This is a genomic window from Arthrobacter sp. MMS24-T111 (assembly GCF_054888995.1).
The window spans coordinates 3507703-3532692 of sequence record NZ_JBTZRO010000001.1 but is presented as its reverse complement, the minus strand read 5'-3'; the positions used below and the strand labels follow the sequence as shown (position 1 = coordinate 3532692).

Annotated in this window: 21 protein-coding genes, 6 tRNA genes, 4 pseudogenes and 1 riboswitch; of the genes and pseudogenes, 14 read left to right on the top strand and 17 right to left on the bottom strand. The window is 67.7% G+C overall.

The features are described from left to right. Positions 1–90: 90 nt before the first annotated feature. The 7 genes and pseudogenes from ACX5I6_RS16625 to ACX5I6_RS16595 all read right to left on the bottom strand — a co-directional run bounded on the left by ACX5I6_RS16625 (position 91) and on the right by ACX5I6_RS16595 (position 6615). Positions 91–1425 carry an HRDC domain-containing protein gene (locus ACX5I6_RS16625; RefSeq protein WP_461841188.1) on the bottom strand — a complete coding sequence of 445 codons (1335 nt, stop codon included), beginning with the start codon at positions 1423–1425 and terminating at the stop codon, positions 91–93. 39 nt (positions 1426–1464) lie between these two features. Further along, on the bottom strand, positions 1465–2121 hold the full coding sequence (locus tag ACX5I6_RS16620) for a DUF3000 domain-containing protein (RefSeq protein ID WP_461841187.1): 657 nt from the start codon (positions 2119–2121) through the stop codon (positions 1465–1467). 66 nt (positions 2122–2187) lie between these two features. Next, positions 2188–3284 (bottom strand): annotated as a pseudogene (locus tag ACX5I6_RS16615) (threonine aldolase family protein). A gap of 40 nt (positions 3285–3324) precedes the next feature. After that, the gene (locus tag ACX5I6_RS16610; RefSeq protein ID WP_461841186.1) at positions 3325–4053 is read right to left on the bottom strand and encodes an SDR family NAD(P)-dependent oxidoreductase; all 729 of its coding nucleotides are present in this window, start codon (positions 4051–4053) and stop codon (positions 3325–3327) included. Continuing rightward, positions 4050–5417, bottom strand: a complete 1368-nt coding sequence (locus ACX5I6_RS16605; RefSeq protein ID WP_461841185.1) for a DUF6421 family protein — start codon at positions 5415–5417, stop codon at positions 4050–4052. The genes ACX5I6_RS16610 and ACX5I6_RS16605 overlap by 4 nt, the downstream gene beginning before the upstream one ends. A gap of 170 nt (positions 5418–5587) precedes the next feature. After that, positions 5588–6064, bottom strand: coding sequence for a peptide-methionine (R)-S-oxide reductase MsrB (gene msrB / locus ACX5I6_RS16600; RefSeq protein WP_461841743.1), 477 nt, complete (start codon positions 6062–6064; stop codon positions 5588–5590). Positions 6065–6123: 59 nt separating this feature from the next. After that, positions 6124–6615, bottom strand: a complete 492-nt coding sequence (locus tag ACX5I6_RS16595; protein WP_285248911.1) for a hypothetical protein — start codon at positions 6613–6615, stop codon at positions 6124–6126. Positions 6616–6772: 157 nt separating this feature from the next. On the opposite strand from ACX5I6_RS16595, the pseudogene ACX5I6_RS16590 reads away from it, so the two are divergent. The 3 genes and pseudogenes from ACX5I6_RS16590 (at position 6773) to ACX5I6_RS16580 (ending at position 10463) form a co-directional block, all read left to right on the top strand. Continuing rightward, positions 6773–8027: pseudogene (locus ACX5I6_RS16590) on the top strand (alpha/beta hydrolase family protein). A 1-nt stretch (position 8028) separates the two neighbouring features. Continuing rightward, positions 8029–9600, top strand: coding sequence for a succinic semialdehyde dehydrogenase (locus ACX5I6_RS16585; RefSeq protein WP_461841184.1), 1572 nt, complete (start codon positions 8029–8031; stop codon positions 9598–9600). A gap of 38 nt (positions 9601–9638) precedes the next feature. Beyond that, positions 9639–10463, top strand: a complete 825-nt coding sequence (locus ACX5I6_RS16580) for an SDR family NAD(P)-dependent oxidoreductase (RefSeq protein ID WP_461841742.1) — start codon at positions 9639–9641, stop codon at positions 10461–10463. On the opposite strand, the gene ybaK is transcribed toward ACX5I6_RS16580, so the two are convergent. The 3 genes and pseudogenes from ybaK to ACX5I6_RS16565 all read right to left on the bottom strand — a co-directional run bounded on the left by ybaK (position 10460) and on the right by ACX5I6_RS16565 (position 12396). Continuing rightward, the gene (gene ybaK, locus ACX5I6_RS16575) at positions 10460–10972 is read right to left on the bottom strand and encodes a Cys-tRNA(Pro) deacylase (RefSeq protein WP_461841183.1); all 513 of its coding nucleotides are present in this window, start codon (positions 10970–10972) and stop codon (positions 10460–10462) included. The two genes, ACX5I6_RS16580 and ybaK, sit on opposite strands and share 4 nt — an antisense overlap. A gap of 9 nt (positions 10973–10981) precedes the next feature. Beyond that, positions 10982–11443 (bottom strand): SufE family protein, encoded by a 462-nt coding sequence (locus ACX5I6_RS16570; protein ID WP_387449270.1) that lies wholly within the window; start codon positions 11441–11443, stop codon positions 10982–10984. Positions 11444–11473: 30 nt separating this feature from the next. Next, a pseudogene (locus ACX5I6_RS16565) lies at positions 11474–12396 on the bottom strand (sulfurtransferase). Between the two features lie 215 nt (positions 12397–12611). Here ACX5I6_RS16565 and zapE point away from each other — a divergent pair. After that, positions 12612–13649, top strand: a complete 1038-nt coding sequence (gene zapE, locus ACX5I6_RS16560; RefSeq protein WP_133832264.1) for a cell division protein ZapE — start codon at positions 12612–12614, stop codon at positions 13647–13649. On the opposite strand, the gene ACX5I6_RS16555 is transcribed toward zapE, so the two are convergent. The 7 genes from ACX5I6_RS16555 to ACX5I6_RS16525 all read right to left on the bottom strand — a co-directional run bounded on the left by ACX5I6_RS16555 (position 13646) and on the right by ACX5I6_RS16525 (position 15983). Continuing rightward, positions 13646–14878, bottom strand: a complete 1233-nt coding sequence (locus tag ACX5I6_RS16555; protein WP_461841182.1) for a benzoate/H(+) symporter BenE family transporter — start codon at positions 14876–14878, stop codon at positions 13646–13648. The two genes, zapE and ACX5I6_RS16555, sit on opposite strands and share 4 nt — an antisense overlap. A gap of 161 nt (positions 14879–15039) precedes the next feature. Beyond that, positions 15040–15303 (bottom strand): antitoxin, encoded by a 264-nt coding sequence (locus ACX5I6_RS16550; RefSeq protein WP_285248903.1) that lies wholly within the window; start codon positions 15301–15303, stop codon positions 15040–15042. Between the two features lie 147 nt (positions 15304–15450). After that, positions 15451–15522 (bottom strand) — tRNA-Val (locus ACX5I6_RS16545). A gap of 31 nt (positions 15523–15553) precedes the next feature. Beyond that, positions 15554–15626: transfer RNA gene (locus ACX5I6_RS16540), tRNA-Gly, on the bottom strand. A gap of 57 nt (positions 15627–15683) precedes the next feature. Next, a tRNA-Val gene (locus tag ACX5I6_RS16535) sits at positions 15684–15755 on the bottom strand. A gap of 37 nt (positions 15756–15792) precedes the next feature. Further along, positions 15793–15863: transfer RNA gene (locus ACX5I6_RS16530), tRNA-Cys, on the bottom strand. A 47-nt stretch (positions 15864–15910) separates the two neighbouring features. Continuing rightward, positions 15911–15983: transfer RNA gene (locus ACX5I6_RS16525), tRNA-Gly, on the bottom strand. Positions 15984–16378: 395 nt separating this feature from the next. On the opposite strand from ACX5I6_RS16525, the gene ACX5I6_RS16520 reads away from it, so the two are divergent. The 10 genes and pseudogenes from ACX5I6_RS16520 to ribA all read left to right on the top strand — a co-directional run bounded on the left by ACX5I6_RS16520 (position 16379) and on the right by ribA (position 24980). Beyond that, positions 16379–16450, top strand: a tRNA-Val gene (locus tag ACX5I6_RS16520). Between the two features lie 104 nt (positions 16451–16554). Next, positions 16555–17418 (top strand): cytochrome, encoded by an 864-nt coding sequence (locus tag ACX5I6_RS16515; protein ID WP_461841181.1) that lies wholly within the window; start codon positions 16555–16557, stop codon positions 17416–17418. 77 nt (positions 17419–17495) lie between these two features. Then, complete coding sequence (gene def / locus ACX5I6_RS16510; RefSeq protein ID WP_461841180.1) at positions 17496–18086, top strand: peptide deformylase; 591 nt, start codon at positions 17496–17498, stop codon at positions 18084–18086. After that, positions 18083–19003, top strand: coding sequence for a methionyl-tRNA formyltransferase (fmt, locus tag ACX5I6_RS16505; RefSeq protein ID WP_461841179.1), 921 nt, complete (start codon positions 18083–18085; stop codon positions 19001–19003). The genes def and fmt overlap by 4 nt, the downstream gene beginning before the upstream one ends. Then, positions 19000–20601 (top strand): RsmB/NOP family class I SAM-dependent RNA methyltransferase, encoded by a 1602-nt coding sequence (locus ACX5I6_RS16500; protein ID WP_461841178.1) that lies wholly within the window; start codon positions 19000–19002, stop codon positions 20599–20601. Before fmt ends, ACX5I6_RS16500 begins: the two co-directional genes overlap by 4 nt. A 69-nt stretch (positions 20602–20670) precedes the next feature. Beyond that, positions 20671–21348: a ribulose-phosphate 3-epimerase gene (gene rpe / locus ACX5I6_RS16495; RefSeq protein ID WP_461841177.1), complete on the top strand. Its 678-nt coding sequence runs from the start codon at positions 20671–20673 to the stop codon at positions 21346–21348. Between the two features lie 39 nt (positions 21349–21387). Then, positions 21388–21535: riboswitch (FMN riboswitch) on the top strand. Between the two features lie 170 nt (positions 21536–21705). After that, on the top strand, positions 21706–22845 hold the full coding sequence (gene ribD, locus ACX5I6_RS16490) for a bifunctional diaminohydroxyphosphoribosylaminopyrimidine deaminase/5-amino-6-(5-phosphoribosylamino)uracil reductase RibD (RefSeq protein ID WP_461841176.1): 1140 nt from the start codon (positions 21706–21708) through the stop codon (positions 22843–22845). Continuing rightward, positions 22845–23507: a riboflavin synthase gene (locus ACX5I6_RS16485; RefSeq protein ID WP_461841175.1), complete on the top strand. Its 663-nt coding sequence runs from the start codon at positions 22845–22847 to the stop codon at positions 23505–23507. Before ribD ends, ACX5I6_RS16485 begins: the two co-directional genes overlap by 1 nt. Further along, positions 23504–24249 (top strand): annotated as a pseudogene (ribB, locus tag ACX5I6_RS16480) (3,4-dihydroxy-2-butanone-4-phosphate synthase). Before ACX5I6_RS16485 ends, ribB begins: the two are co-directional and overlap by 4 nt. Further along, a complete protein-coding gene (ribA, locus tag ACX5I6_RS16475; RefSeq protein WP_461841174.1) occupies positions 24246–24980 on the top strand; it encodes a GTP cyclohydrolase II in 735 nt (244 codons plus the stop codon). The pseudogene ribB and the gene ribA overlap by 4 nt, the downstream one beginning before the upstream one ends. Positions 24981–24990 lie beyond the last annotated feature (10 nt).

Sequence of the window (24990 nt, the reverse complement as noted above, 5' to 3'; positions counted from 1 at the left end):
GGATGCATGCCGGAGGACGGCAGCAGCATGGCGTCGGTTCCACCGATGTTACTCGTGAGTAACTTAGGCCGCAAGGGCCGGAGGCCTTGGTTACTGGTCGTCCGCGGCGGCAGCGGATTTGGGCTCCCTGGGCGGCAGCGGCTGCGGGTTCAGGAAAGCCGCCGCGATCAGCGGTGCCGCCAGTTCCACTTGCCACCGGCGGGCACCGAGCGTCCGCAGTTCGGCGGAAATGGTTTCCTCCGTGACCTCGGCAGGCGGGCGCCAGGCCACGCGCCGCAGGAAGTCCGGCGTCAGCAGGTTCTCCAGGGGCAACTTCAGTTCCTCGGCCTTCTCCTGGAGCAGCGGCCGCGCGGTGGCCAGCCGGGCGGCGGCCTCCGGATCCCGGTCTGCCCAGACCCGCGGCGGTGGTGGGGCGTTGGTGGCCAGGTGCAGGGGAGGCAGGTCCTCGAGGTCCCGCGCGGCGGCAATGCACCGGAGCCAGCGCGGTGCCTCGCGCTGCGCCGCCCGGCCGTGGAAGCCCTTGGTTCCCAGCAACTGGGGCACCGTGGCGGGCATGGCCTTGGCCGCTGCCACCAGGGCGGAGTCCGGAATGAGACGGCCAGGCGCGACGTCGCGCTTTTGTGCGAGGGAGTCGCGTTCAAGCCAGAGCTCCCGGACCGCGGCAAGCTGCCGGCGGTCCCGGATCTGGTGCAGGCCTGAGGTCTTCCGCCAAGGATCCACCCGCGGGGGAGCGATCCCGGCAGCAAGAATGGCGGCGAACTCCTGCTCCGCGTACTCCAGCTTCCCGTCAGCCTGCAGCAGTTCAATGAGTTCCTCGCGCAGCTCCGTGAGGACCTCGACGTCGAGGGCGGCATAACGCAGCCAGGGTTCGGGAAGCGGGCGGGTGGACCAGTCGGCCGCGGAGTGCTCCTTGGCCAGCCCGAACCCCAGCAGCTGCTCGATGACGGCGGCAAGGCCCACCCGGGGCAGCCCGGCCAGGCGTGCGGCGAGCTCGGTGTCGAAGAGCTTGTCCGGCCACATGCCAAGTTCCGAAAGGCAGGGCAGGTCCTGGCTGGCGGCATGCAGGATCCACTCCACACCGCGCAGGGCGTCATTGATGATGCCCAGGTTCCCGAAGGGTTCGGGATCAATCAGCCAGGTCCCGGCGCCTTCGCGACGGATCTGGACCAGGAACGCCCGCTGGCCGTAGCGGAATCCGGAAGCGCGCTCGGCGTCCACCCCCGCCGGTCCGGTGCCGGCGGCGATGGCGGCGGCGCAGCGTTCCAGCCCGGACTGCGTTTCGATGACCAGGGGAACGCCGTCGCGGGGCGAGTCAAGGTCGATGATTTCGGGGATGGGGCTGTCGAAGCCCTCCACGGTGATATGGGGTGCGGCAGCAGCAGCCGGGACGCCGGCTGTGGTGTTTTCCGGAATGTTTGGGGTCATGGTTTCCCCAGTTTACCGGGCAGGTCCGTCAAAGCCCGGTCAGTTTCGGCGCCGGTGCGGGAGGGCGGTGACGCCGTCGGGGAGCGGCGGCAGCCCGGCGAAGGTGCACACCATGTCCGACCACGCCTCCAGGTGGGCCTGGACGTCGGAGGAATCCGGTGTCCAGGAGGCCCGGAGTTCGATGTCGATGGAGCCCGGGCGGCCGGCCAGGGTGCCGAAACTTTCGGAGAGGACACGCGTGGCGGTGCCGCCGGCCGCCCGGTAGGCCGCGTTGTGGTTTTCGAGCGCCTCCACCAGCCAGGTCCAGGCCACGGTCCCCAGCATCTGGTCGTTGCCCATGTCCGGTTCGAGTTCAGCGCGGATATAGGTGACGATGCGGAACTCGCCGTCCCAGACGGCCGAGCCGTCGGGGTCGTGGAGCAGGATGAAACGCCCCGTGGCGAGTTCCGTTTCGTCCTCGTCCCCCGAGGCCGGGGCCGGGGCCGAGGCGAAGGCCATGGCTGCCGGGCCGTGCACCGGAGTTGCGGGGGCGCCGGCGCCGGGCGCCATGACTTCGGCGCCCAGAGCCACGGCGAAGGGTGCCAGGCGGGCGGGTGCCGGGATCTCGGCGAGGCGCAGTTCACTGCGGCACTGTGCCTTCCTGAGGGTTCCCAAGGCATGGACGAAAGCCGGGGGAACCTGGTCAAGTGCGTTCACCTTGGCAGATTACGGGGCAAGACGCGGCACCGCGGGAAGGCTCGCCGTCGCGGGCCGGTCACCCGGTCACCCGGTCCGGCCGTCCCGGTAGTCCCGGAGTTCGTGCCGGATCGCGGCGGCAAAGGCATCAACGTCCTCCTCCGTGGTGTCGAAGGAGCACATCCACCGGACTTCGCCGGCTGCCTCGTCCCAGTCGTAGAAACGGAAGGAGCCGCGGAGCCGGTCGGCCACGCCGGGGGAAGGACGGCAAATACGCCGTTCGACTCCGTCTCCTGGGTGGGCCGGACGCCGTCGATGGTGTCGACGGCGGCGCGGAGCCGGGTGGCCATGGCGTTGGCGTGCGAGGCCGAACGCAGCCACAGGTCGCCTTCGAGCAAGGCGATGAACTGGGCGGACAGGAATCGCATCTTCGAGGCAAGCTGCATGTCCATTTTGCGCAGGTACACCAGGCCGTGGGCCGCCTCCGGGTTCAGGGCCACCACCACCTCCCCGTAGAGCAGCCCGTTCTTGGTGCCGCCGAAGGAGAGGATGTCGACGCCCGCATCGCTGGTGAAGGCCCGCAGCGGGACGCCCAGGTGGGCGGCCGCATTGGCCAGCCGCGCCCCGTCCATGTGCAGTTTCATGCCCTTCGCGTGGGCATGGTCGGCAATGGCCCGCACTTCCTCCGGGGTGTAGCAGGTGCCCAGTTCCGTGGTCTGGGTGATCGAGACTGCCAGTGGCTGGGCGCGGTGCTCGTCACCCCAGCCCCAGGCCTCCCGGTCGATGAGTTCCGGCGTCAGCTTGCCGTCGGGGGTGGGGACGTGGAGCAGCTTCAGGCCCCCGACGCGTTCGGGTGCGCCGTTCTCGTCCATGTTGATGTGGGCCGTGGAGGCGCATACCACGGCGCCCCAGCGGGGGAGCAGCGACTGCAGCGACACCACATTGGCGCCGGTGCCGTTGAAGACCGGGAAGCATTCGATGCCCGGGCCAAAGTGGTCAACCATCAGTTCGTGCAGCCGCGCGGTGTAGTCGTCTTCGCCGTAGGAGACCTGGTGCCCCTCGTTGGCGGCGGCCAGGGCTGCCAGGATCTCGGGGTGGACCCCTGAGTAGTTGTCGGAGGCGAACCCGCGCACGCCGGGGTCGTGCAGCCGCTGCGGGGCACGTGTTTCTGCTGTTGTCGTCATTGGATTGCTCACGCTTTCAGTGTAGGGACAGTCGCGGCGCTCAGTCCGCCAGCCGGAGCCGGGCACCGTTCAGTTCGGCGGCGGGCGTGCCAAGCAGCCGGACGACGGCGGCCGCGAGGTCGGCCACGTCCGTCGCCCCGGGGAAGGACCGCTCCGGATGCTTGCGGCGCAGTCCGTCGTCCACCAGGGCTTTCACGGCCAGAACGACAGCGGCCGCCTGTCCGCCGCCGTCCGTCGAAGCCTTTCGGAAGCCGTCCGCCATGGCCATGGTCCAGGCTTCAGCGGCGGCCTTGGCGGCCACGTAGCTGGCCAGTGCCGCGGTTGGCTTCTCGAGTGAGGTGGAGGACACCATCGCGAAGCGGCCGTGGGCGGAGCCGGCCATGTCCTCGAAGAAGACGCGGGAGACGTTGCGCAGGGTGGTGATGGCGCCGCGTTCCAGGAACTCCCAGTCGTCGTCGGACTGGTCGGCGATGCCCGTGGCGCCCCGCCAGCCGCCCACCAGGTGGATCACCGCGTCGACCGTCCCCAGGGAGCGGCCGATGTCGTCACGCAGCCGGCGGACCTCGGCCAGCGCGGCGAGGTCGCACGTGAAGGGTGTGACGCCGTCGCCCGCCTCCTCTGCGGCCGCCTTGATGCGGGCTGCATCCGAACCCACCGTGGCCACCCGGTGCCCCGCGGCGGCCAGGGCCCGGGCAGCGGCAATTCCGGACGCACCGCTGCCGCCGGCCACCAGTACGGTCAATGCCGTGCCGTCCGGCAACTGGCTCACAGTGCTGACCGGCCGGTGATTCCGGCGGTCGATTCGATGAACGGGCGCATCTTCTTCTCCAATGCTTCGTAGAACATGGACAGCGGGAATTCGTCGTCCAGCACCTGGTCCGTCAGTCCGCGCGGGGTTCCAAGCAACGGCAGGGCGTCAGGTCCCTTGGCCCAGACAGAGGCCGGGTTGGGGGTGACGGTAGCCGACACCAGCTGGTAAGCGGCCAGCCAGTGTGCTGTCTTGGGCCGGTCGATCGAGCGCCAGTAGAGTTCGTCGATGCTCTCGCCCAGGGCGATCACGGCGTCTGCCACCTCGTCCCAGTCGATGGTCAGGCGGGTGTCCGTCCAGTGCAGCACATGCTGCTGGTGGAGCCAGGCGAAGAGGAGCTGGCCGCCCAGGCCGTCATAGTTCCGGACCCGGCTGCCGGTGATGGCGAAGCGGAAGATGCGGTCGAAGATGATGGCGTACTGCACCAGCTTCGCGTGGCGCCGGGCTTGCGGGTCGGCGTCGTCGTCCTTCTCGATCCGGACCGATTCGCGGAAGGCGGTGAGGTCGCAGCGGAGTTCTTCGAGGGAGTACAGGAAGTAGGGCATCCGCTGCTTGATCATGAACGGGTCGAAGGGCAGGTCGCCGCGCATGTGCGTCCGGTCGTGGATGAGGTCCCACATGACGAAGGTGGCTTCGGTGAGGTCCTGGTCGGCCAGCAGTTCGGCGGCGCCTGGCGGCAGTTCCAGCGAGGTGATGTCCGCAGCGGCCTTGAGGACGCGGCGGAACCTCGCTGCTTCGCGGTCTGCGAAGATGGCGCCCCAGGTGAAGGTGGGAGTTTGGCTGACGGCCACGGTCTCGGGAAAGAGCACGGCGGAGTTGGTGTCGTAGCCCGGGGTGAAGTCCAGGAAACGGATGGGGACGAACAGCTTGTTCGAGTAATCCCCGGCCTCCAGGCCGACAATGAATTCGGGCCAGATGACCTCGATGAGCACGGCTTCCACCAGCCGGTGGCTGCTCCCGTTCTGGGTATACATGGGGAAGACCACCAGGTGCTGGAGGCCGTCCTGGCGCTGCTGCTGGGGCTCGAATGCCAGCAGTGAGGCCAGGAAGTCAGGCACTGCGAATCCGCCGGCTGCCCACGCGGAGAAGTCCTGGCGAAGGGCGTCCAGGTAGGCCGCGTCGTGGGGGAACGCGGGAGCGAGCGCCTGGATGGCGTCGATGATGGCGGACACGTGCCGGGAGGCCTCGGGGTGGTTTCCGGCCTCGGGAACCGAGCCGTCCTGGGCCTGGAAGGCCTGCAGGGCGGTTGCGGCGCCCTTGAGCCGGAGCCAGTCTTCGTTCCGGGCGGAAATTCCCGCCACGGCGGTGGTCAGGGCCTCTGTCATCGTCGGCTGCCTTTCTGGTTGCTTGCTACTCTGGCGAGCGTAACAAGCAACCAGAATGACTTATGCCCGGCAGCACTAAGCGTAAGAAACTGTTGGTCTTCGGGTGCTTCCTCGACCCTCGAGGCCTGCATGGAACTGGTTGATTGGCACCAGCGTGAGGGGACCGCGCCCTACGTCCCGGACGGGGCGCCGTCCGGGCTTTCCTTCTCCACGAGCCGCAGGGACACGGAATTGATGCAGTACCGCTGGTCCGTGGGAGTGCCGTAGCCTTCCCCCTCGAATACGTGGCCAAGGTGGGAGTCGCACGCGGCGCAGCGGACCTCCACGCGGTCCATGCCCAAAGTCCGGTCGTGGATGTACCGCACGGTGCCCTCGGCCAGGGGGGCCCAGAACGAAGGCCAGCCGCAATGGGAATCGAACTTCTCATTGCTGGTGAACAGTTCAGTCCCGCAGGCGCGGCACTGGTAGACCCCGGCCGTATGCGTGTCCCAGTATTCGCCGGTGTAGGGGCGTTCCGTGCCGGCCTGGCGGAGGACCCGGTACTCCTCCGGTGTCAGTTCTTCCCGCCATTGGGCCTCGCTTTTCTGCACGGGCGATTCCGTCGCAGCGCTTGCCGTGCTGTCAGCTTGCCCGCCGGCGTCCACCATGCCCGTTGCCTTATGACCGAAAATGCTGTTTCCAAAGATGCTCATGGCATTACCAACGCTCAGGAGTCGCCGATAAATCCCGAACCCGCGTACAGGTGGAGGACGGGAACGCCGAGCTGGTCCTGAGCCTTGTTGGCCCAGTCGGTATGGAACGTATCCGCCACGGCGTGCGGCCGCGTGATCACCACCGCCTGCGAGGCTCCGGTTTCCTTAACCTTGGCGACGAGGCTGTCCACCGCCTTGCCGGCCACCACCTGGCCGGTGACCCCTGAGCCCAGCCCCGCCAGTGCTGCGAGGGAGGCTGCGAGTGTCTCATCCGCATGGGCCCGCTCGGCGGCGTCATCCGGAGTGCCGCCCGCAAGCTCCCGGAACGCCTTCGCCACGTCCAGCATGGAAAGGTTTTCCAGGAAATCCACCAGCAGGTGACGCTCGGTGTTGGCCGGCACCAGGACCACCAGGCTGCTGTCGGACCCGTCCACGAGCTGTTCGATGTTCAGGCGGTCGTCCGCGCCCAGGGGTTCTTCTGTCAGGATGATGATTGGATCACTCATGGCCATAGCCTAGTCGGGCCCGCGCACGGCCGCACCGCGCCCCGCGGACACCGGCGGATTGCCGCAGGGCATGCCGCGGCCGGCAGGGAATGCGGGTATCTGACTCAACGCCGGTAAGAATAGAGCCATGGCACCTTTCCGGCGAGCGCGCCCTGCAATGACTGCACCCACCCGGGACTCCGGCGGGATGTCGCCGGGAGCGAAATGGGCAGTGGGCGGGGCTATTGCCGGCGGATCACTGGCCGGGCTCCTGGGAGCCGGTTCCTCCGCCCTGGCCGTTTACTTCGCGCGCAGGGTGATCACTCCGGCGCGGCAGCGCACTGCGGACAAGGAAGTCCTGGCCGTCATCCGTGACGGCCATAAACAACAGGTGATCCTGGCAGCCAACGACGACACCACCGTTGACGGTGTGTACGGCTTCTTCTTCGACGGCGGCAAAGGCCACGCCCGGATCGGCCGGATCGTGTCCTACTCGCCCGCGGAGCGGACTGTCCTGCGCGAGGTGGAAGCCGTCTACAGCGGGGACCTCTCATCGGCCCGCTGGGGATGGTGGAGCGGCGCCACCTATCCCGACCCGGCCGCGGCCGGAATTCCGTTCGAGGATGTGCCCATCCCCGTGGAGCGCGGCGAGGCGCCCGCCTGGCTGGTGCGGGCCAAAGGGGCCGCGCGGACGTGGGCCGTCATGGTCCACGGCCGTGGCGCAACCCGGCAGGAAGCCCTGCGCGCGGTGGGCCCGGCCCTGGAACTGGGCCTGACCAGCCTGCTCGTGTCCTACCGGAACGACGGCCTTGCGCCCTCGGCCGATGACGGGCGCTACGGCCTGGGTTCAACGGAATGGCAGGACATCGAAGCCGCCATCGAGTACGCCTTGGCCAACGGCGCAGAGGAAGTGGTCCTGTTCGGCTGGTCCATGGGAGGGGCCATCTGCCTGCAGACTGCCGACTTGTCCCGCCACCGGCACCTGATCCGGGCCATGGTGCTCGATGCGCCCGTCATCGACTGGGTGACGGTGCTGGCCCACCACGCCCAGCTGAACCGGATCCCCTCGCTGGTGGGGCGGTACGGGCAACTGATGCTGGGGCATCCGCTGGGACGCCGGCTCACCGGCCTCTCGGCTCCCGTTGACCTGAAAATCATGGACTGGGTGTCCCGGGCCGTCGAGCTTGCGGACCCCCACGCTGGTCATCCACAGCGTGGATGACGAGTACGTGCCCTATGGACCTTCGGCCATGCTGGCCGAGCGCAATCCCGAAATGGTGACGTTTGAGACGTTCAACCACGCGCGGCACACCAAGGAATGGAACGTTGATCCGGAGCGCTGGGAGCGCCTGGTCAAAGCGTGGCTCCGGCAACAGCTCGCCCCCCGGCTCAATCCGGGATCGGTTGGCCGGGCTGCCCCGGCCGGAGCCTGAGATGGGCGCGCCGGACGGCGTCTCCGCCTTGACCGCCCGGGGCCGGGAGCTGGCAGGCGGACTCCAAGGGCTGGTGTCCGCGGCACCGGGCCGCCCGCGGCACGCCACGAATGCACCGTTCGACGGCTCGCCGGTAGGGGACGTCCCGGTATGCAGCACCGCCGACGTCGAAACGGCGGTCGGCACTGCCCGCGAGGCACAGCGCGGCTGGGCGGCCAGGCCGGTAGCCGAACGCCGGGCAGTCATCAGGCGGTTCCGGGAGCTCCTGCTGGACCGGGAGCAGGACGTCCTGGACCTGGTCCAGGCCGAAAGCGGAAAATCGCGGTTGAGCGCCTTCGAAGAGTTTGCGGACGTCGTGATGACGGCGCACTATTACGCACGCACTGCGGAAAGGTACCTCCGGCCGCGCCGCCGGAAGGGCGCACTGCCGGTCCTGACCCGCACCACCGAATACCTGTTGCCCAAGGGCGTGGTGGGCATCATCAGCCCGTGGAACTATCCGTTGACGCTCGCGGTCTCGGACGCCATTCCTGCATTGTTGGCCGGAAACAGCGTTGTCCTGAAACCGGATTCGCAGACCCCGTTCACGGCCCTCCTGATGCTCAGGCTGCTCCGGGATGCCGGACTCCCAACAGCCCTGTTCCAGGTGGTGACGGGGCCCGGTACGGAGATCGGCTCCGCGCTGATCGGGCAGGTGGATTTCCTGATGTTTACCGGATCGTCGGAGACCGGCAAGACTGTCGCGCGGCAGTGCAGCGCCCGGCTCATTGGCTTCTCCGCCGAACTTGGCGGCAAAAATCCCATGCTCGTGCTGGCAGATGCAGACGTTGGCCGGGCCGCCGCGGGTGCGGTGCACGCCTGCTTCTCAAACTCCGGCCAGCTGTGCGTCAGCATTGAACGGATCTATGTGAACGCGGCAGTCCACGACCTCTTCGTGGCCGCCTTTACCGCCAGGGTGAAGGGCATCCGCCTGGGGGCGGGCCCCGACTGGGACATCGGCATGGGCTCGCTTATCAGCCAGGCACAGGTCGATCGGGTGGACCGCCACGTCCAGGACGCGCTCGCCAAGGGCGCTGAACTTATCGCCGGCGGCCGCCCGCGGCCTGACCTGGGGCCGCTTTTCTACGAACCCACCGTCCTGGCAGGTGTGACCGATGACATGCTCATGGCCCGCGAAGAAACGTTCGGTCCGGTAGTTGCCATCTACCGGGCGGCCGACGACGACGAAGCAGTCGCCCTGGCCAACGACTCCGACTTCGGCCTGAACGCCAGTGTCTGGTCCGCCAGCCACGGCGAAGAGGTTGGCCGCCGGCTGATGACGGGCACAGTCAACGTCAACGAAGGCTATGCCGCCACCTGGGCCTCGCACGACGCACCGATCGGCGGCATGAAGGATTCCGGGGCAGGGCGCCGCCACGGCCGGGAAGGCATGCTGAAGTACACCGAGCAGCAGACCATTGCGGTGCAGCGGCTGCTGCGGGTGGCTCCGGCCGCGGGGATGTCGAACAAGGCATACGCCCGCATCATGAAACGGGCCATCACCCTGATGGGCCGACTCCCCAGAGGCCGCTAGGACATTGTCCGTGGCGCCGAAATCCCAGGAGGACTGACATAGCCAAAGGAACCCGGCTTTCCGGTGCAACGCTGCTGGTCACGGGAGGCGGGCGCGGGCTCGGCCGGCGCCTGGCGCTCGGTGCCGCCGGACGCGGGAGCCGAGTGGTGATCTGGGACATTGACGCCGAACGAGGTGCAGCAGTCAGGGACGAAATCCGCGCCGCCGGCGGCTCCGCCGAAGCACAGGCCGTGGATGTCACCGACAACCAGGCCGTCAAGGCTGCCGCAGAGCTGGCAGGGCCCGTGGACATTGTGGTCAACAACGTCGGCGTGGTCAGCGGCAGGAGGCTCCTGGAGGCCGCGGACCAGGACATCGAACGGACCATGCAGGTCAACGTCCTGTCCCTGTACTGGGTCACGCGCGCGTTCCTTGGCGGCATGGTAAGCCGGCGCCGTGGAACCGTGGTGACCGTCGCCAGCGCCGCGGCCCTGGTGGGAGTTGCCCGGCAGACGGACTACTCTGCCAGCAAGTTCGCCGCGTTCGGCTTCGACGAGTCCCTCCGCGCTGAGCTCCGGGCCGCGCACACGCCGGTGAACACCCTGGTGGTCTGCCCCTATTACATTGACACCGGGATGTTCGACGGCGTCCGCACCCGGTGGCCGCTGATCCTGCCCATCCTCAAGGAAGAGCAGGTTGCAAGCCGCGTCCTGGACGCCATCGAGGCCGGCCGCCGCAAGCTGTTCCTGCCGCCGGCGGTCAACCTGCTGCCCGTGCTGCGGATCCTTCCGGTCGGTGCCTTCGACCGAATCATGGACGTGTTGGGGGTCAACCGGACCATGGACCACTTCACCGGCCGTTCCGGGCAGCGCCCGCCCGGCTAAGGCGCGGGATGTCCGGAAGTGACGGAGCTGATGGGAGCTGCCACGGCGTTCGTGAGCCGGATCAGGTCCGCGGGCGCCAGTTCGATGTCCAGTCCGCGCCTGCCGCCGGAGACCAGCAGGGTCGCCAGTGCCAGAGCGCTCGAATCCAGGACAACGGGGGAGGACAGACGCTGGCCGAGGGGCGAAATGCCGCCCAGGACATAGCCGGTGCGCCGCTGGGCGGCAGCGGGATCAGCCATGGATGCTTTCTTTGCCCCGAGCGCCGAGGCCATTGCCTTGAGGTCGAGGGTTCCGCTGACCGGCACGATGCCCACGGCAAGCCTCCCCTCCACGTCCACCATCAGGGTCTTGAAAACCTTGGACGGATCGATTCCCAGGGCGGCGGCTGCCTCTGCGCCGTAGCTGCCTGCGCCTGGGTCATGGTTGTACGGGTGCAGCACAAAGGGAACCCCGGCCGCGGTCAGTGCCGCGGTGGCCGGGGTTCCCTGGAAAGCATTCTTTCGCGCCATCGGGCGCGGTCAGCCGTGGACGCGTGAGGCGGCGGCCACCTTGCGCTTGATCCGGCCCAGCATGGCCGTCATGCCCCGCATGCGGAGCGGGGTGATGGCCCGGGTGAGGCCCAGCAGTTCCGGCATGTCATCGGGGACGGACAGGATTTCCCCGGCGGACAAGCCATCCAGGCCCTCGTGCAGCACACCGGCAAACCCCCGCGTGGTGGGAGCCTCTGCCGGGGCCTTGAAGTAGAGGTGCACCACGCCGGCCGGGCCGTCGTCGTTCTTCTCGGTCTCGATGGTGAGGAACAGCGGCGACTGGCACTCCACCACCTGCTCAAGGAGTTCAGGGTGGTCCTTGAGGCGGTCGGGCAGTTCAGGCAACCCCTCCGAGAACTCGAGCAGCAGCTGGAGCCGCTCGGGTTCGGACAGGGCCTGGAAATCGTCCACGATCGCTGCGAGGGCGGTGGGCAAAGCTTGAGTAGTCATCGTTCCAAGTCTACGCGGGCACGCCGGCCGTCAGGCCCCGACGCCGACCGGAACGGAACCGCGCTCGGCGCCCTTGACGATCGGCACGCGGACGGCGTTGCCCCATTCCGTCCAGGAACCGTCGTAGTTGCGCACGGTCTCGAAGCCCAGGAGGTACTTCAGGGCGAACCAGGTGTGGCTGGAACGCTCGCCGATCCGGCAGTACGCCACCACGTCGTCGCCCTCCGTCAGCCCGGCCTCGCCGAGGTAGATGGCTTCGAGTTCTTCGCGGCTGCGGAAGGTCCCGTCCTCGGCGGCCGCACGGGCCCACGGGATGGATGCGGCAGTGGGGATGTGGCCGCCGCGCAGGGCGCCCTCCTCCGGGTAGGCCGGCATGTGCGTGCGCTGGCCGGTGTATTCCTCGGGGGAGCGGACATCGATCAGCGGCTTGCCCAGGTGGGCCAGGACATCGTCCTTGAACGCGCGGATCGGTGCATCCTCGCGCTCCACCACCGGGTAGCTGCCAGGCGCGGGGAGGGCTTGTCCCTGGTCAGTTCGCGGCCCTCGGCAACCCACTTGTCCCGGCCGCCGTCGAGCAGCCGGACGTCCTGGTGGCCGAACAGCGTGAACACCCACAGGGCGTACGCGGCCCACCAGTTGGACTTGTCGCCGTAGATCACCACGGTGCTGTCCCGGGAAATACCCTTCGACGCCGCGAGTTCGGCGAAAGCTGCGCCATTGACGTAGTCGCGGGCGACGTCGTCGTTCAGGTCCGTGTGCCAGTCGATCTTGACGGCACCGGGGATATGACCGGTTTCGTACAGCAGCACGTCCTCGTCGGATTCGACCACGATGAGCTCGCCGTTGGCTACCGCGCCGCCTTCGATGGCGGCGGCCAGCCACTCCGTGGAAACGAGCCGCTCGGGGTGGGCATAGGCTGCGAACTTCTCATTCTGTTCAACCGGGTAGGGCATGGCGTTGGCCTTTCACTAAGGGCACGGAAAACCGTGGGACCGGCATTGGAACCTGTTCCCACCCTAGCCAGCGCCCCCGGCGTTGTCCGTATTCCGTTAACAGGACGAAATGTTGGCTTGGTCACGCGGCCGTGGCGGACATAACGCCCACCCCGGGTGCGGTCCCGGTTGCCGGTATCCTTTCTGGGGACCAACCACGAGCAGAACGGACCACCTTGGTACAGATCGAACAGCTTGCCGCCCGCACGCCGGCAGTTTCGGTGGACGAGCTCCTCAAGGGCTTCTACCCATCGCCGCGGTTCGGGGAGGTTTCCTTTTCGAGCTACCGCCCCGACCCAAAGCAGCCAAGCCAGGCCGCAGCAGTGCGCGCCCTTGAGGAATTCGCCGGCGGCGTGGGAGCAGGCAATGGGGGAGGGCTGTTCAAGAAGCTCTTCGGCAAGAAGGACGAATCCAGGGCAGGCATCTACCTCGACGGTGGATTCGGCGTGGGCAAGACCCACCTGCTCGCATCGCTCTGGCACGCCGCGCCCGGTCCCAAGGCCTTTGGCACGTTCGTGGAGTACACCAACCTGGTGGGCGCCCTGTCCTTCCGCAAGACCGTGGAAGCACTAAGCAGCTACAAGCTGGTCTGCATCGACGAATTCGAACTCGACGATCCGGGCGACACCGTCCTGATGTCCCGGCTCATGCGGGAACTGGCCGACGCCGGAGTCAAGCTCGCGGCCACATCCAACACCCTCCCCGGCTCCCTGGGCGACGGCCGTTTCGCGGCGGTGGACTTCCAGCGCGAGATCCAGGTGCTTGCGGACCAGTTCGAAGTCATCCGCATCGACGGCGAGGACTTCCGGCACCGCGGCCTTCCCGCTGCCCCGGCCCCGCTGAAGAACAGCGAACTGAACACGCACATGAAAGCGGAGTTCGACGGCAAGACAGTGGCGCAGGATGAGTTCGCCACCCTGATCCACCACCTGGCAGGCGTGCACCCCAGCCGCTACCGGCAACTGATCGACGGCATCGACGGCGTAGTGTGGCGGAACGTGGAAACCATCAGCGAGCAGGCCGTGGCGCTGCGGTTCGTCGTCCTGGCGGACCGGCTCTACGACAAGGACGTTCCCATCCTGGCCAGCGGTGTCCCGTTCGACAAGCTGTTCACGGAGGAAATGATGACCGGCGGATACATGAAGAAGTACTTCCGTGCCGTTTCCCGCCTCACCGCGCTGGCCCGTGAAGGCCAGAACCACGAACCCTCCTAACTTCCGGTCCCCTCCGGGGCGGTCCGCCGCCGTGGAACCAGCACCGCCCGCACCGCAAGGCCGGCAAGAAGCGCCCAGAATGCGGATCCGATTCCGGCGAAGGCCAGGCCGGACGCCGCCATCAGGAAGGTGACCGCGGGAGCAATCCTGTCTTCCGGGTCCGCCAACGCTGCCGACACCGCCGAGGCAAGGGTCCCCAGCAGGGCGAGCCCGGCCACGGCTTCCAGCATCCCCGCCGGCGCCGCACCCACCACGGCCACCAGGGCAGCGGAAAACGCTGCCAACAGCAGGTACGCGGGGCCGGAAACGAAACCGGCGATCCAGCGCCTGCTCCGGTCCGCGCCCGCTTCCTCGCCTGCGGCAAGGGCGGCGCTGAGCGCTGCAAGGTTGATGGCGTGGCCGCCGAACGGTGCCCCCAGGACGGTCCCCGCACCCGTCACCAGCATGGCCGGCCGCCACGGGGTTTCGTATCCGAACGACCGAAGGACTGCCACCCCGGGGACGTTCTGCGATGCCATGGTCACCACGAACAACGGGATCGCGATGCCCACCAAAGCCTGCAGGGTGAAGGCGGGTGTGGTCCACACCAGGGTGGGCATGAGGGTCGCCGCGCCGAGGGCAGTCCCGCCGGCCGCGACGTGGATCCCGATCACCAGCACGGCGACCAGCAGGGCGGCCGGCACGGCCCACCGGGGAGCGAACTTCATCATCACCAGCCAGCACAGGACCACGGGGGCAACAAACAATGGAACCGTGCCCAACGCTTTGAAGGGCGCCAGGCACAACTGAAGCAGGACACCTGCCAGCATCGCCTGCGCAAGCGTGGGCGGAATGGCTGCCATCAGCCGGCCGAGCGAGGGCACCAGTCCGATCAGTGCCAGCAGTACCCCCGCTACGAGGAAGGCCCCGACGGCGGCCGGCCAGCCGCCGTCGGGCGTTCCCGAAGCTGCCAGCAAAGCGGCGCCCGGCGTTGACCATGCCAGCGTCACTGGAACCCGGGAGCGCCAGGCAAGCAGCAGCACACCAAGCCCGACGGCGAGCGTGACCGCCAGCAGACCGGAGGCAGCCTGGGCAGGATCGGCACCCACCGCCCTCAGGCCGGCGAGGACTACAGCAAATGACGAAGTGAAGCCCACCAGCGCCGTGACGATTCCGGCGGCCACCGGCCGGGAATCCAGCCGGGACCGCCCACCGGGGGCTGTTTTGGGAGATGCTGCGGACTTTGGCATACCGGCAGGTTACCGGCGTGGCGCGGCCAACCAGGAATTCGGTGCTCCACGGGTTGCCCGCAGCGGGGGCCCGCCTTTAAACGACAAAGGTGCAGGTGCCGCCTCCCGGCGGGACCTGCACCTCCTTGACGTGCCGGGGCAAGGGCCCCTGGCCAAATCCTCTACGGCGTCCTGTCAGCCGGCGGAACCGGGGTTTCAGGAGCAACCGGGGGAACCGGCCCGGCGGCAGGTGCCTGGCCGGGAGTTCCGTTCTTGTCAACGAGCTTGGAAGCGCCATCCTGGATTTTGTCGACGTGGCCCGCGTACTTGCCGCCGGTCTTGGTGTCGACGAAATCGCCGGCCTTGGTGATGCCGTCCTTGATGGCCTGCTCGTTGCCTTGGATCAGACCCTGAGCCTTGCCCTTTAGATCGTCAAGTAAACCCACGAGCACCTCCCTTCGATCGCGGAGCCAGGTCGCTCCTCGCGCAATCGATCCTAGCCGCGGCGGGAAGGCATGCCAAGGAAATCGCGTTCGCCCGCAGCGTAGGCCGGGATAACAAAAAAGCAGCTCCGGAGAGCTGCTGTGTCAGTGTGGGCGATACTGGGTTCGAACCAGTGACCTCTTCCGTGTCAGGGAAGCGCGCTACCGCTGCGCCAATCGCCCGGAACCGGAAGACCGGTATGGGATAAAAGAGAGCGGACGACGAGATTCGAACTCGCGACATCCACCTTGGCAAGGTGGTGCTCTACCAGCTGAGCTACGTCCGCATTTTGCAGCTTGTCCCGGATATTCCGGTGGTACTGCCGGCAAGTTTCCTTGCCGAGTGGGCGATACTGGGATCGAACCAGTGACCTCTTCCGTGTCAGGGAAGCGCGCTACCGCTGCGCCAATCGCCCATTGCCTCCGGAAACCCGGAAACCATGGTTTTCACCGAGGTGGGTACGGGATTCGAACCCGTGTATACGGCTTTGCAGGCCGCTGCCTCGCCTCTCGGCCAACCCACCGTGTTAGCGTCAATTCCGAAGAATATTTGCTGTGACAGTGTCCTGCGAGCGGACGACGAGATTCGAACTCGCGACATCCACCTTGGCAAGGTGGTGCTCTACCAGCTGAGCTACGTCCGCATTTTGGAGGCTTGATTCCCTGCCGTTTCCGGCATTTCCTCGCGTTCCAACGAGTAAAAACAATATAGGAGGTTCCGGGATTCTCCAAATTGCCCCCGGCCTGCAATGGTCATGCGGCTCCACTTCGGCGTCATGACGCGGATTTTGAGACTTACAAGCGTGTAATTCGAGTGGGGTCGGGAGGTGGCGGGAACGGCCGCGGGGGCTCACCCTTGTGCCTCCACCATGGTGCGTTTGCCGCGCGTTGCTTCAGCGGGGCCCGCCGTCCACTACACCCGGGCCTCTCTTTAGGGTGAGGGGACGCAGCGCCCGGCCCGGCACCCCGTGCATGGCCGCCGCCTCCGGGAGCCGATTTTTGAAATGGCCGGAAGGTCGGCTAGCATTCAAATGCATCGGGGCGATTGGCGCAGTGGTAGCGCGCTTCGTTCACACCGAAGAGGTCACTGGTTCGAACCCAGTATCGCCCACCGCAGAGGTCCGTTTCCGCTCATACGCAGCGGAGACGGACCTTTTTTGTGTTCGGATCCAGCGTCCGGAGATTTTGTCGGCCCCCTGTGAAAGAGTCTTTTGTATGACTGATCCGCTTCTTGCCCACGCCACTGAATACGGCCGGATGTACGCACGGTCCACGTCTGAACAGTTTTCCGTGCCGTCCATCACCACCGTCATCAGCCAGCAGCCGCACGGCCTGGACGGCTGGTTCGGATACATGGGTGCCAGCAGCCTGGCCAACGACCCCCTGCTCGCGGACTGCCTGGGGAGCCCGGCGAAAATCAAGCAGGCCGTCAACCGGGCGGCGAAGGCTGCCGAAACCTACCGGGACGACGCCGCCAGGCGGGGGGACCGGGTCCACAACTACTGCGAGCAGGTGGCACTCCGCGCGCTGGGCCGCCCGCACACCATGAAGGAAGCCCGCGAGGCGCTGGCCGCGAACGGGGAAGAAGCCTTCGCAGTCCGCTTTGACGAGTGGTGGAAGCTCTTCCGGGTGGAGCCCATCGCCCCTGAGATCACCGTCTGGAACAACACGGTGGGCTACGCAGGCACCCTTGACCTTGTGGCCCGGATCAACGGACGCGTCTGCCTGATCGATTACAAGACCAAGGGCACCACCCGCGACGGACTGGTCAAACCGCTCGATGACAAGGTGGTGATGCAGCTGGTCGCCGGAATGAAGGCGGAGGAAAGCCTGGTGGACGCGGAGGCCGGAACCTGGGAGCCCTGGAAATACGGTGACAACCCGGTCCTGCTGGCTGTCGCCATCGGTGAAACCGAGGTACGACCGGTCCGCGCCAATCCCGAGGTCCTCAAGCATCACTGGTGGAAGTTCTGCGCCTTGCGCCGGGTGTGGGAACTGTCCGCGGACACGCTCAGCGCCGGCACGGCGCTGCTGCCCATCGCACCCCCGCCGCTGGCACAGGCCGCCCGCACCGCCTAGGACGGAGCCGCACCGCGGGGGACTGCACCTAAACTGGACAGGTTCCCTTTGCCGCCAACCGTGAGGAATAACTGCGCATGGCTATCCTGAATATCCGCATCATCGGCGATCCCGTGCTCCGCACCGTGGCCGATCCCGTGACGGAATTCGGACCCGAGCTTGCCAAACTCGTCGCCGACATGACCGAGACCATGGAGGATGTGGAAGGCGCCGGCCTGGCCGCGCCGCAGGTCGGCGTCAGCAAGCGTGTCTTCACCTACCGCATCGACGGCGTGGAGGGCCACATCATCAACCCGGTGTTGGAGAACAGCGAGGACTACCAGCCGGACCATGTAGAGGGTTGCCTGTCCATCCCTGGCCTCGGCTTCCCGGTACGCCGCTTCCGCACCACCCGCGTCACCGGCGTCGACATGCACGGCAATCCCGTGACAGTCGACGGCGAGGGGCTGCTGGCGCGGTGCTTCCAGCATGAAAACGACCACCTGGACGGCATCCTCTACACCGACCGTCTTGAGGGCGACGACCGGAAGGCAGCGCTGCGTTCCATCCGCAATGCCAATTACGACGCCGTCGCCGAACGCACCACGGCCAAGCGCGCCAAGAGCGTCGGGTCCAGCTTCGGAGGCACAAGTCTTGGTGCCCCCGGCAGCTTTGGCAACGCCGAATGAGGGTCCTCTTTGCCGGTACTCCGGCAGTCGCCGTTCCCTCGCTCGACGCCCTGGTCAACGCCGGCTTTGAGGTCGTCGCAGTCCTGACCCGCCCGGATGCGCCGCTGGGACGCAAGCGCGTGCTGACGCCCTCCCCGGTTGCCCGGCGGGCAGCTGAGCTGGGCATCGAGATCATCCACGCGGCCAAGGTGGACGCCGGCACCACCGCACGCATCTCGGCTGCCGCTCCGGACGTGGCAGCCATCGTTGCCTACGGCGGCCTGGTCCCGCCGGCCGCGTTGGCCGTGCCCCGCCACGGTTGGGTCAACCTGCACTTCTCCCTGCTGCCGGCGTGGCGTGGCGCGGCGCCGGTGCAGCGGGCCGTGATGGCCGGAGACGACCTCACCGGTGCCGTCACCTTCCGGCTTGAAGAGGGGCTCGATACCGGTCCCGTCTTCGGGACGCTGACCGAGCCGGTGGGCGGCAACGACACCGCAGGCCACCTGCTCGAGCGGCTTTCGCACAGCGGAGCAGTCCTGCTCGCCCAGACACTGTCCGCCATCGACGCCGGAAAAGCGGTGCCGCAGCCACAAAAGGGCGAAGTCACCCTCGCACCGAAGCTGACCTTGGACGACGGCCGCCTCACCTGGGCCCACCCGGCCCTTGCCATCAGCAGGCAGGCGCGCGGCGTCACCCCCGAGCCAGGAGCCTGGACCATGCTGGACGGGCAGCGGATCAAGCTTGAGCCCGTCCGGCTCCGGCCGGATGTTGCCGGCCTTGCGCCGGGGTCGGTCTCCGTCCAAGGAAAAAGCGTCATGGTGGGCACGGGGTCGCACGCGGTGGAACTCACCCGGATCCAGCCCGCCGGCAAGAAAATGATGGCTGCCGCCGACTGGGCGCGCGGGATGGCTTCAATGGAAGGCGTGGTGTTCGAATGAGCGGTTCCGGAGAAAACCCGGGCGGCCAGGGCAGGTCCGGAGGGCGGGGGAACGCCGGGCGGAACGGCCAAGGCGGCAGCGGCGGTTCCGGCGGCCGCGGTCGAGGCAACGGCGGTCCCGGCGATGCCAGCCGGCGGAACGCCAAGGGACGTGAACGCAACCGCGGGGCGCAACGGAGCTTCACCGAGCAGGCGCCGTCGCAGCGGACTCGGCGCGCCGACCCGGCCCGGCTGGTGGCCTTCGAGGTTTTGCGCGCCGTCGCACAAGAAGATGCCTACGCCAACCTGGTGCTGCCCGCACGGATCCGGCACCACCACCTGGACAAACGGGACGCCGGCTTCGCCACCGAGTTGAGCTACGGTGCCCTGCGCAGCCAGGGCACCTACGACGCCATCCTGGCCCGGTGCGTGGACAGGCCGCTCGACCAGCTTGATCCGGCCGTCCTCGACGCCCTCCGGATCGGCGTCCACCAGCTGCTGGCCATGAGGGTCCCGGCCCATGCGGCATTGGACCAAACAGTCGGACTGGCCCGCGCCGTGATCGGTGCAGGCCCCTCGGCACTGATCAATGCAGTCCTGCGCAAGGTCACGGCCCGCACCCTCGATGAATGGCTGGACCTTCTCGTGGCGGGCGAAACCGACGAAACGAAGATCGCGTCGCTGCGGTACGCCCACCCGGAGTGGATTGTCCGGGCCATGCGGCAATCGCTGGTGGCGCACGGCCGCCCCGCCACCGAGATCAACGCGCTGCTCGAAGCTGACAATGCGGCTCCCGTGGTCAACCTGGTGGCGCTGCCCGGGCTCGGGAGCCTGGAGGAAGCCCTGGAAACCGGTGCCACGCCCGGTGAACTGGTGGAGGGATCCGCGCTGTCCAGCGGCGGGGACCTGGGCCGCCTGGCCACTGTCCGAGCCGGGACCACCCGCGTGCAGGACGTCGGTTCCCAATTGGTGGCCAGGGCGCTTGCCGCCGTCGACCTCGGCCCGGCGGCGGCGGCTTCCCCGGAGGCGTGGCTTGATCTTTGTGCGGGGCCAGGCGGGAAAGCGGCATTGCTGGGGGCCCTGGCCCACCAGCGTGGTGCCACTCTCCTGGCGAACGAACCGGCACCGCACCGGGCAAAGCTCGTGGGCCAGGCCTTGGCCGCCGTCCCGCACGACAGCTGGCAGGTCCGGACCGGAGACGGCCGCGATGTCGGAACAGAGCAGCCCGGCGGTTTCGACCGCGTCCTCGTGGACGTCCCGTGCACGGGCCTGGGGGCGCTGCGCCGCCGTCCGGAGTCCCGGTGGCGGCGCTCACCCAAGGACATCGCGGACCTCGGCCCGCTGCAGCGTGAGCTGCTGGCATCCGCGCTGGCAGCGGTCCGTCCAGGGGGAGTCGTGGCCTACGTGACATGCTCGCCCCATCCGGCCGAAACCACGGCCGTCGTGGCTGACGCCCTCCGAAAACGCGACGACCTTGAGCTCCTTGACGCCGGCGCCGCCCTGGACGGGGTCAGCCTCACCGGCAACCTCAACGCCGGACATGAGTTGACCGCCCAGCTTTGGCCCCATGTCCACCACACCGACGCCATGTTCCTGGCCCTCATCAAAAAGAATTACTGACCGGGACTGTTCCGGCCACGGCAGGAACAGTCCCGCAACGCCCCCACACCTTCAGCGAAAGGCACTTCCGTGGCGCAATGCTGCATCAACCCGAGCATCCTCTCCGCCGACTTCGTCAACCTTGAGGCCGAACTCCAGCGGATCAGCAACGCCGACGCCGTGCATGTGGACGTGATGGACAACCACTTCGTCCCCAACCTCACCCTTGGGTTGCCGGTCGTGCAGCGGATCCAGGCAGTCAGCCCCGTTCCGCTGGATGCGCACCTGATGATTGCCGATGCCGACCGCTGGGCGCCCGGGTTCGCCGACGCCGGGCTCGCGTCCGTCACCTTCCACGCCGAGGCCTCTATCGCCCCCATCAAGCTCGCACGGGAACTGCGCAGCAGGGGCGCCAAGGCCGGGATGGCCCTGCGGCCGGCCACGGCGGTTGAACCGTACCTGGACATGCTGCCGGAACTGGACATGTTGCTGATCATGACCGTGGAGCCGGGCTTCGGCGGCCAGGCTTTCCTGGATATCACGCTGCCCAAAATCCGCAGGGCCCGGGAAGCGGTGGACGGTTCGGGACTGGGAGTGGCCATCCAGGTGGACGGCGGCATTTCCGAGGACACCATCGCCCGCGCCGCCGAAGCCGGTGCCAACGTCTTTGTGGCCGGCTCCGCGGTCTACGGTGCGGAGGATCCTGCCGCCGCCATCGAGCTGCTCCGTGCAAAGGGCAGCCGGACGTTACGTGCGGCGACGGAATAACCGGCAGCCCCTGCCGGTTGTGGCACAATAACAACACACATACGTGCTCCGGGGTCGGTGTAAGTCCGAACCGGCGGTGACAGTCCGCGACCCGCGAGCCGGTGCCCTTCCACAAGGACCCGGCAGACGGTTGAACCGGTGGAATTCCGGTACCGACAGTTAAAGTCTGGATGAGAGAAGCACGTACAGCTGTATCTGCGGGCCTTTGGGCTCCGCAGCGTTCTGCTGTCGTATATCCCCGGAGCCATCGCGGTTCGAGAGGGAAGGAACGACACGAATGAACCCCCAGCGATGGCTCTTAGACGCCACAAGTCCTGCTGCTTCCACGGCAGGCACCAACTCCCCGACGGCCGCCGCATGAGCGGTGCAGTTGAACTGAAACCGGCCGCCGGAGTAGTCACTGCCTTCAGCACGGATGAAATCCGGGCCATGGAAGACGCCTTCGAGGCAGCCCTGCGGGGTCCGCGCGGCGCCAACCCCTTGGTGGGTGCCGTCGTCATCGGCCCCGACGGCCGCCACCTGGTCACCGGTCACCACCGCGGTGCCGGCACCGCCCACGCCGAAGCCGACGCAATAGCCCAAGCTGCCGCCGTCGGCCTGGACCTCTCCGGCTGCACCATGGTGGTCACGCTCGAACCGTGCAACCATGTGGGCCGAACCGGGCCGTGCACGGAAGCGATCATCGCCGCGGGGATCACCGACGTGGTCTACGCCATCGACGACCCGCACGATCCTGCCGCCGGGGGAGCAGCCACCCTCCGCGCCGCCGGTGTGAGTGTCCGCAGCGGCCTCGGCGCCGAGGAAGCGCTGGATTTGAACCGGCAGTGGTTTGAGGCGGTCGCGGCCAAACGGCCCTTCGTCACGCTGCACATCGCACAAACCCTGGACGCCAGGATCGCCGCCGACGACGGCACCAGCCAGTGGATCTCCAGCCCGGAGTCGCTGGCGGACAACCACGGGATCCGCGGACGCATTGATGCCATCCTGGTTGGCACGCAGACCGTGCTGGTGGACAACCCGCGCCTGACCGCCCGCGACCCCTCGGGCGGGCTGGCCGCCAAACAGCCCGTACGGGCCGTCATGGGGCTCCGGGACATTCCCGACGACGCCGCAATCCGCGGCGATGACGGCCTGGCCACCCACCTGCCCACCCGCGACCCCGCCGAAGCCCTGTCCATGCTGTACGACGCGGGCTCCCGCCACATCATGGTGGAGGGAGGATCACGGATCCTCAGCTCATTCCTTTCGGCCGGGCTCGTGGATGAGCTGATCATGTACCTCGCCCCCACTTTGCTGGGATCCGGCACCCCGGCCCTGGACGGCCTGGGCATCACCACCCTTGCCGACGCCCAGCAATGGGAATGGGATGAGTCCGACGGCGGCGCCGTGCGGACGCTCGGCCGGGACTTGAGACTTCACCTAAGACCGCAACGCAGAGTTGCACTGGACCACCAACCAACCCGCGGTACCGCGGAGCAAGCCCAGGGAGGCCGCTGATGTTCACCGGAATTATTGCCGAGCAGGGGCAGGTGCTGTCCGTGGAGCGCGACGGCGACACCAGCGCCACCGTCCGGCTCCGCGCACCCCGGTCCACGGAGGGTCTGGCCCTTGGCGGCTCGATCGCCGTCAACGGGGTCTGCCTCACGGCCACCGCCATTGACGGCAAGGAGTTCAACGTCGACGTCATGGGCGAGACCCTGGTCCGGAGCACCATCGGCGAGCTCACGGCCGGCGACTCCGTCAACCTTGAACGCTGCGTCCCCGCCGGCGGCCGCCTGGACGGGCATGTGGTGCAAGGCCACGTGGACGGCGTAGGTGTCCTGCTGGAACGGGAAGCCCAAGGCAACTGGGAGCGGCTGCGCTTCGGCGTTCCCGCCAACCTGGCCCGCTACATTGCAGAAAAAGGCTCCATCGCCATCGACGGCGTCTCCCTCACTGTCACTGCCGTCAGCCCCGCGGCCGAGCAGGAACCCTGGTTTGAGGTAGGCCTCATTCCCACCACGCTGGCTGAGACCGGCCTGGGCACCAAGCACACCGGCAGCCGGGTGAACCTGGAAGTCGACGTGCTGGCCAAGTACACCGAACGGCTGCTGGCCTTCCGCGAACCGGCCTCCGCAAACGATGCCGGCGAGGCTGCCACCGCTGGGGGTGCACGGTGAACGCCGCGGTACACCTGGACACGCCCGTCGCCGGAAACCCGGCCACCGGCCAGCCGGTTGCCCAGGCGCCGGGCAACGGCCTGGACCCGATCGAGGACGCCGTGCGAGCCATGGCCGCCGGCCGGCCGGTGCTGGTGGTCGACAATGAGGACCGCGAGAACGAAGGCGACATCATCTTCGCGGCCCAGCACGCCACACCGGCGCTGATGGGCTGGACCATCCGCTACAGCTCGGGCGTAATCTGCGTGCCGCTGACTGGTGCCCGGGCCGACGCCCTGGACTGCCCCCGATGACGGCCGTCAACCAGGACGCGAAGGGCACCGCCTACACGGTCTCCTGCGACGCGGCCACCGGCGTGAGCACGGGAATTTCCGCGACGGACCGTGCCCTGACAGCCCGCATCCTGGCGGACCCGCACGCGGTTCCGGCCTCCTTGACCCGGCCGGGGCATATTTTTCCGCTTCGGGCGGTTGAGGGTGGTGTGCGGGAACGCCAGGGCCACACCGAGGCCGCTGTGGACCTGTGCCGCCTTGCCGGCCTGGAGCCGGTCGGGGTGATCGCGGAAGTAGTGTACGACGACGGTGAAATGATGCGCCTGGACGGCCTCAGGACTTTTGCGGCGGACCATGGGTGCCCGCTGATCTCGATCGAGGGCCTGGTGGCGTATCTTGAAGCCGGGGCCGGGGGAACCCAGCGCGAGGAGGTCCGGGTCACGCCGGGCGAAGAGAAGGAGAAGCCATGACGGCAGCGGCAGCCAGAGACGACAGCCACCAGGACGGCCACAGGGACCACCACTCGGTACCCGGTTCCGGGACCTACCCCGTCAGCGGAGGTCCCATTGTGCAACTGCCCACCGCCTTCGGCGATTTCGTGGCCCAGGCCTGGACCGACGTCCTCACCGGTGTGGAGCACCTGGCCGTGAGCTCACCCAACGCCCCCACGGACGGCAAAGCACCCCTGGTGCGGCTGCACTCCGAGTGCCTCACCGGTGACGTCTTTGGTTCCTACCGGTGCGACTGCGGCGAGCAGCTCGCCTTCGCGCTGGAACTGATCCGTGACAACGGCGGCACCCTGCTCTACCTGCGCGGGCAGGAAGGCCGGGGCATCGGCCTCGCCAACAAGATCAAGGCCTACGCGCTGCAGGAAGCGGGCTTCGACACCGTGGAAGCCAACGAGCAGTTGGGCCTGCCGGTTGACGCGCGGTGCTACAAGGCCGCAGCCCAGATCCTCGCCGAAATGGGCCTGCACGAGGTCCGGCTGCTGAGCAACAACCCGGACAAGCAGAACAGGCTGGCCCAGGCCGGCGTCAAGGTGGTGGAAATGGTCCCCACCGAGGTCCCCTCCCGCGAACAGAACATCCGGTACCTGCGCACCAAGAAGGACCGGATGGAGCACCGGCTCCTGCTGGACACCAGCGTCGCACCGGTGCCTGTACCGGCCCCCGAATCCCCTTACGACCACGAACAAGACTGAACGGAACACC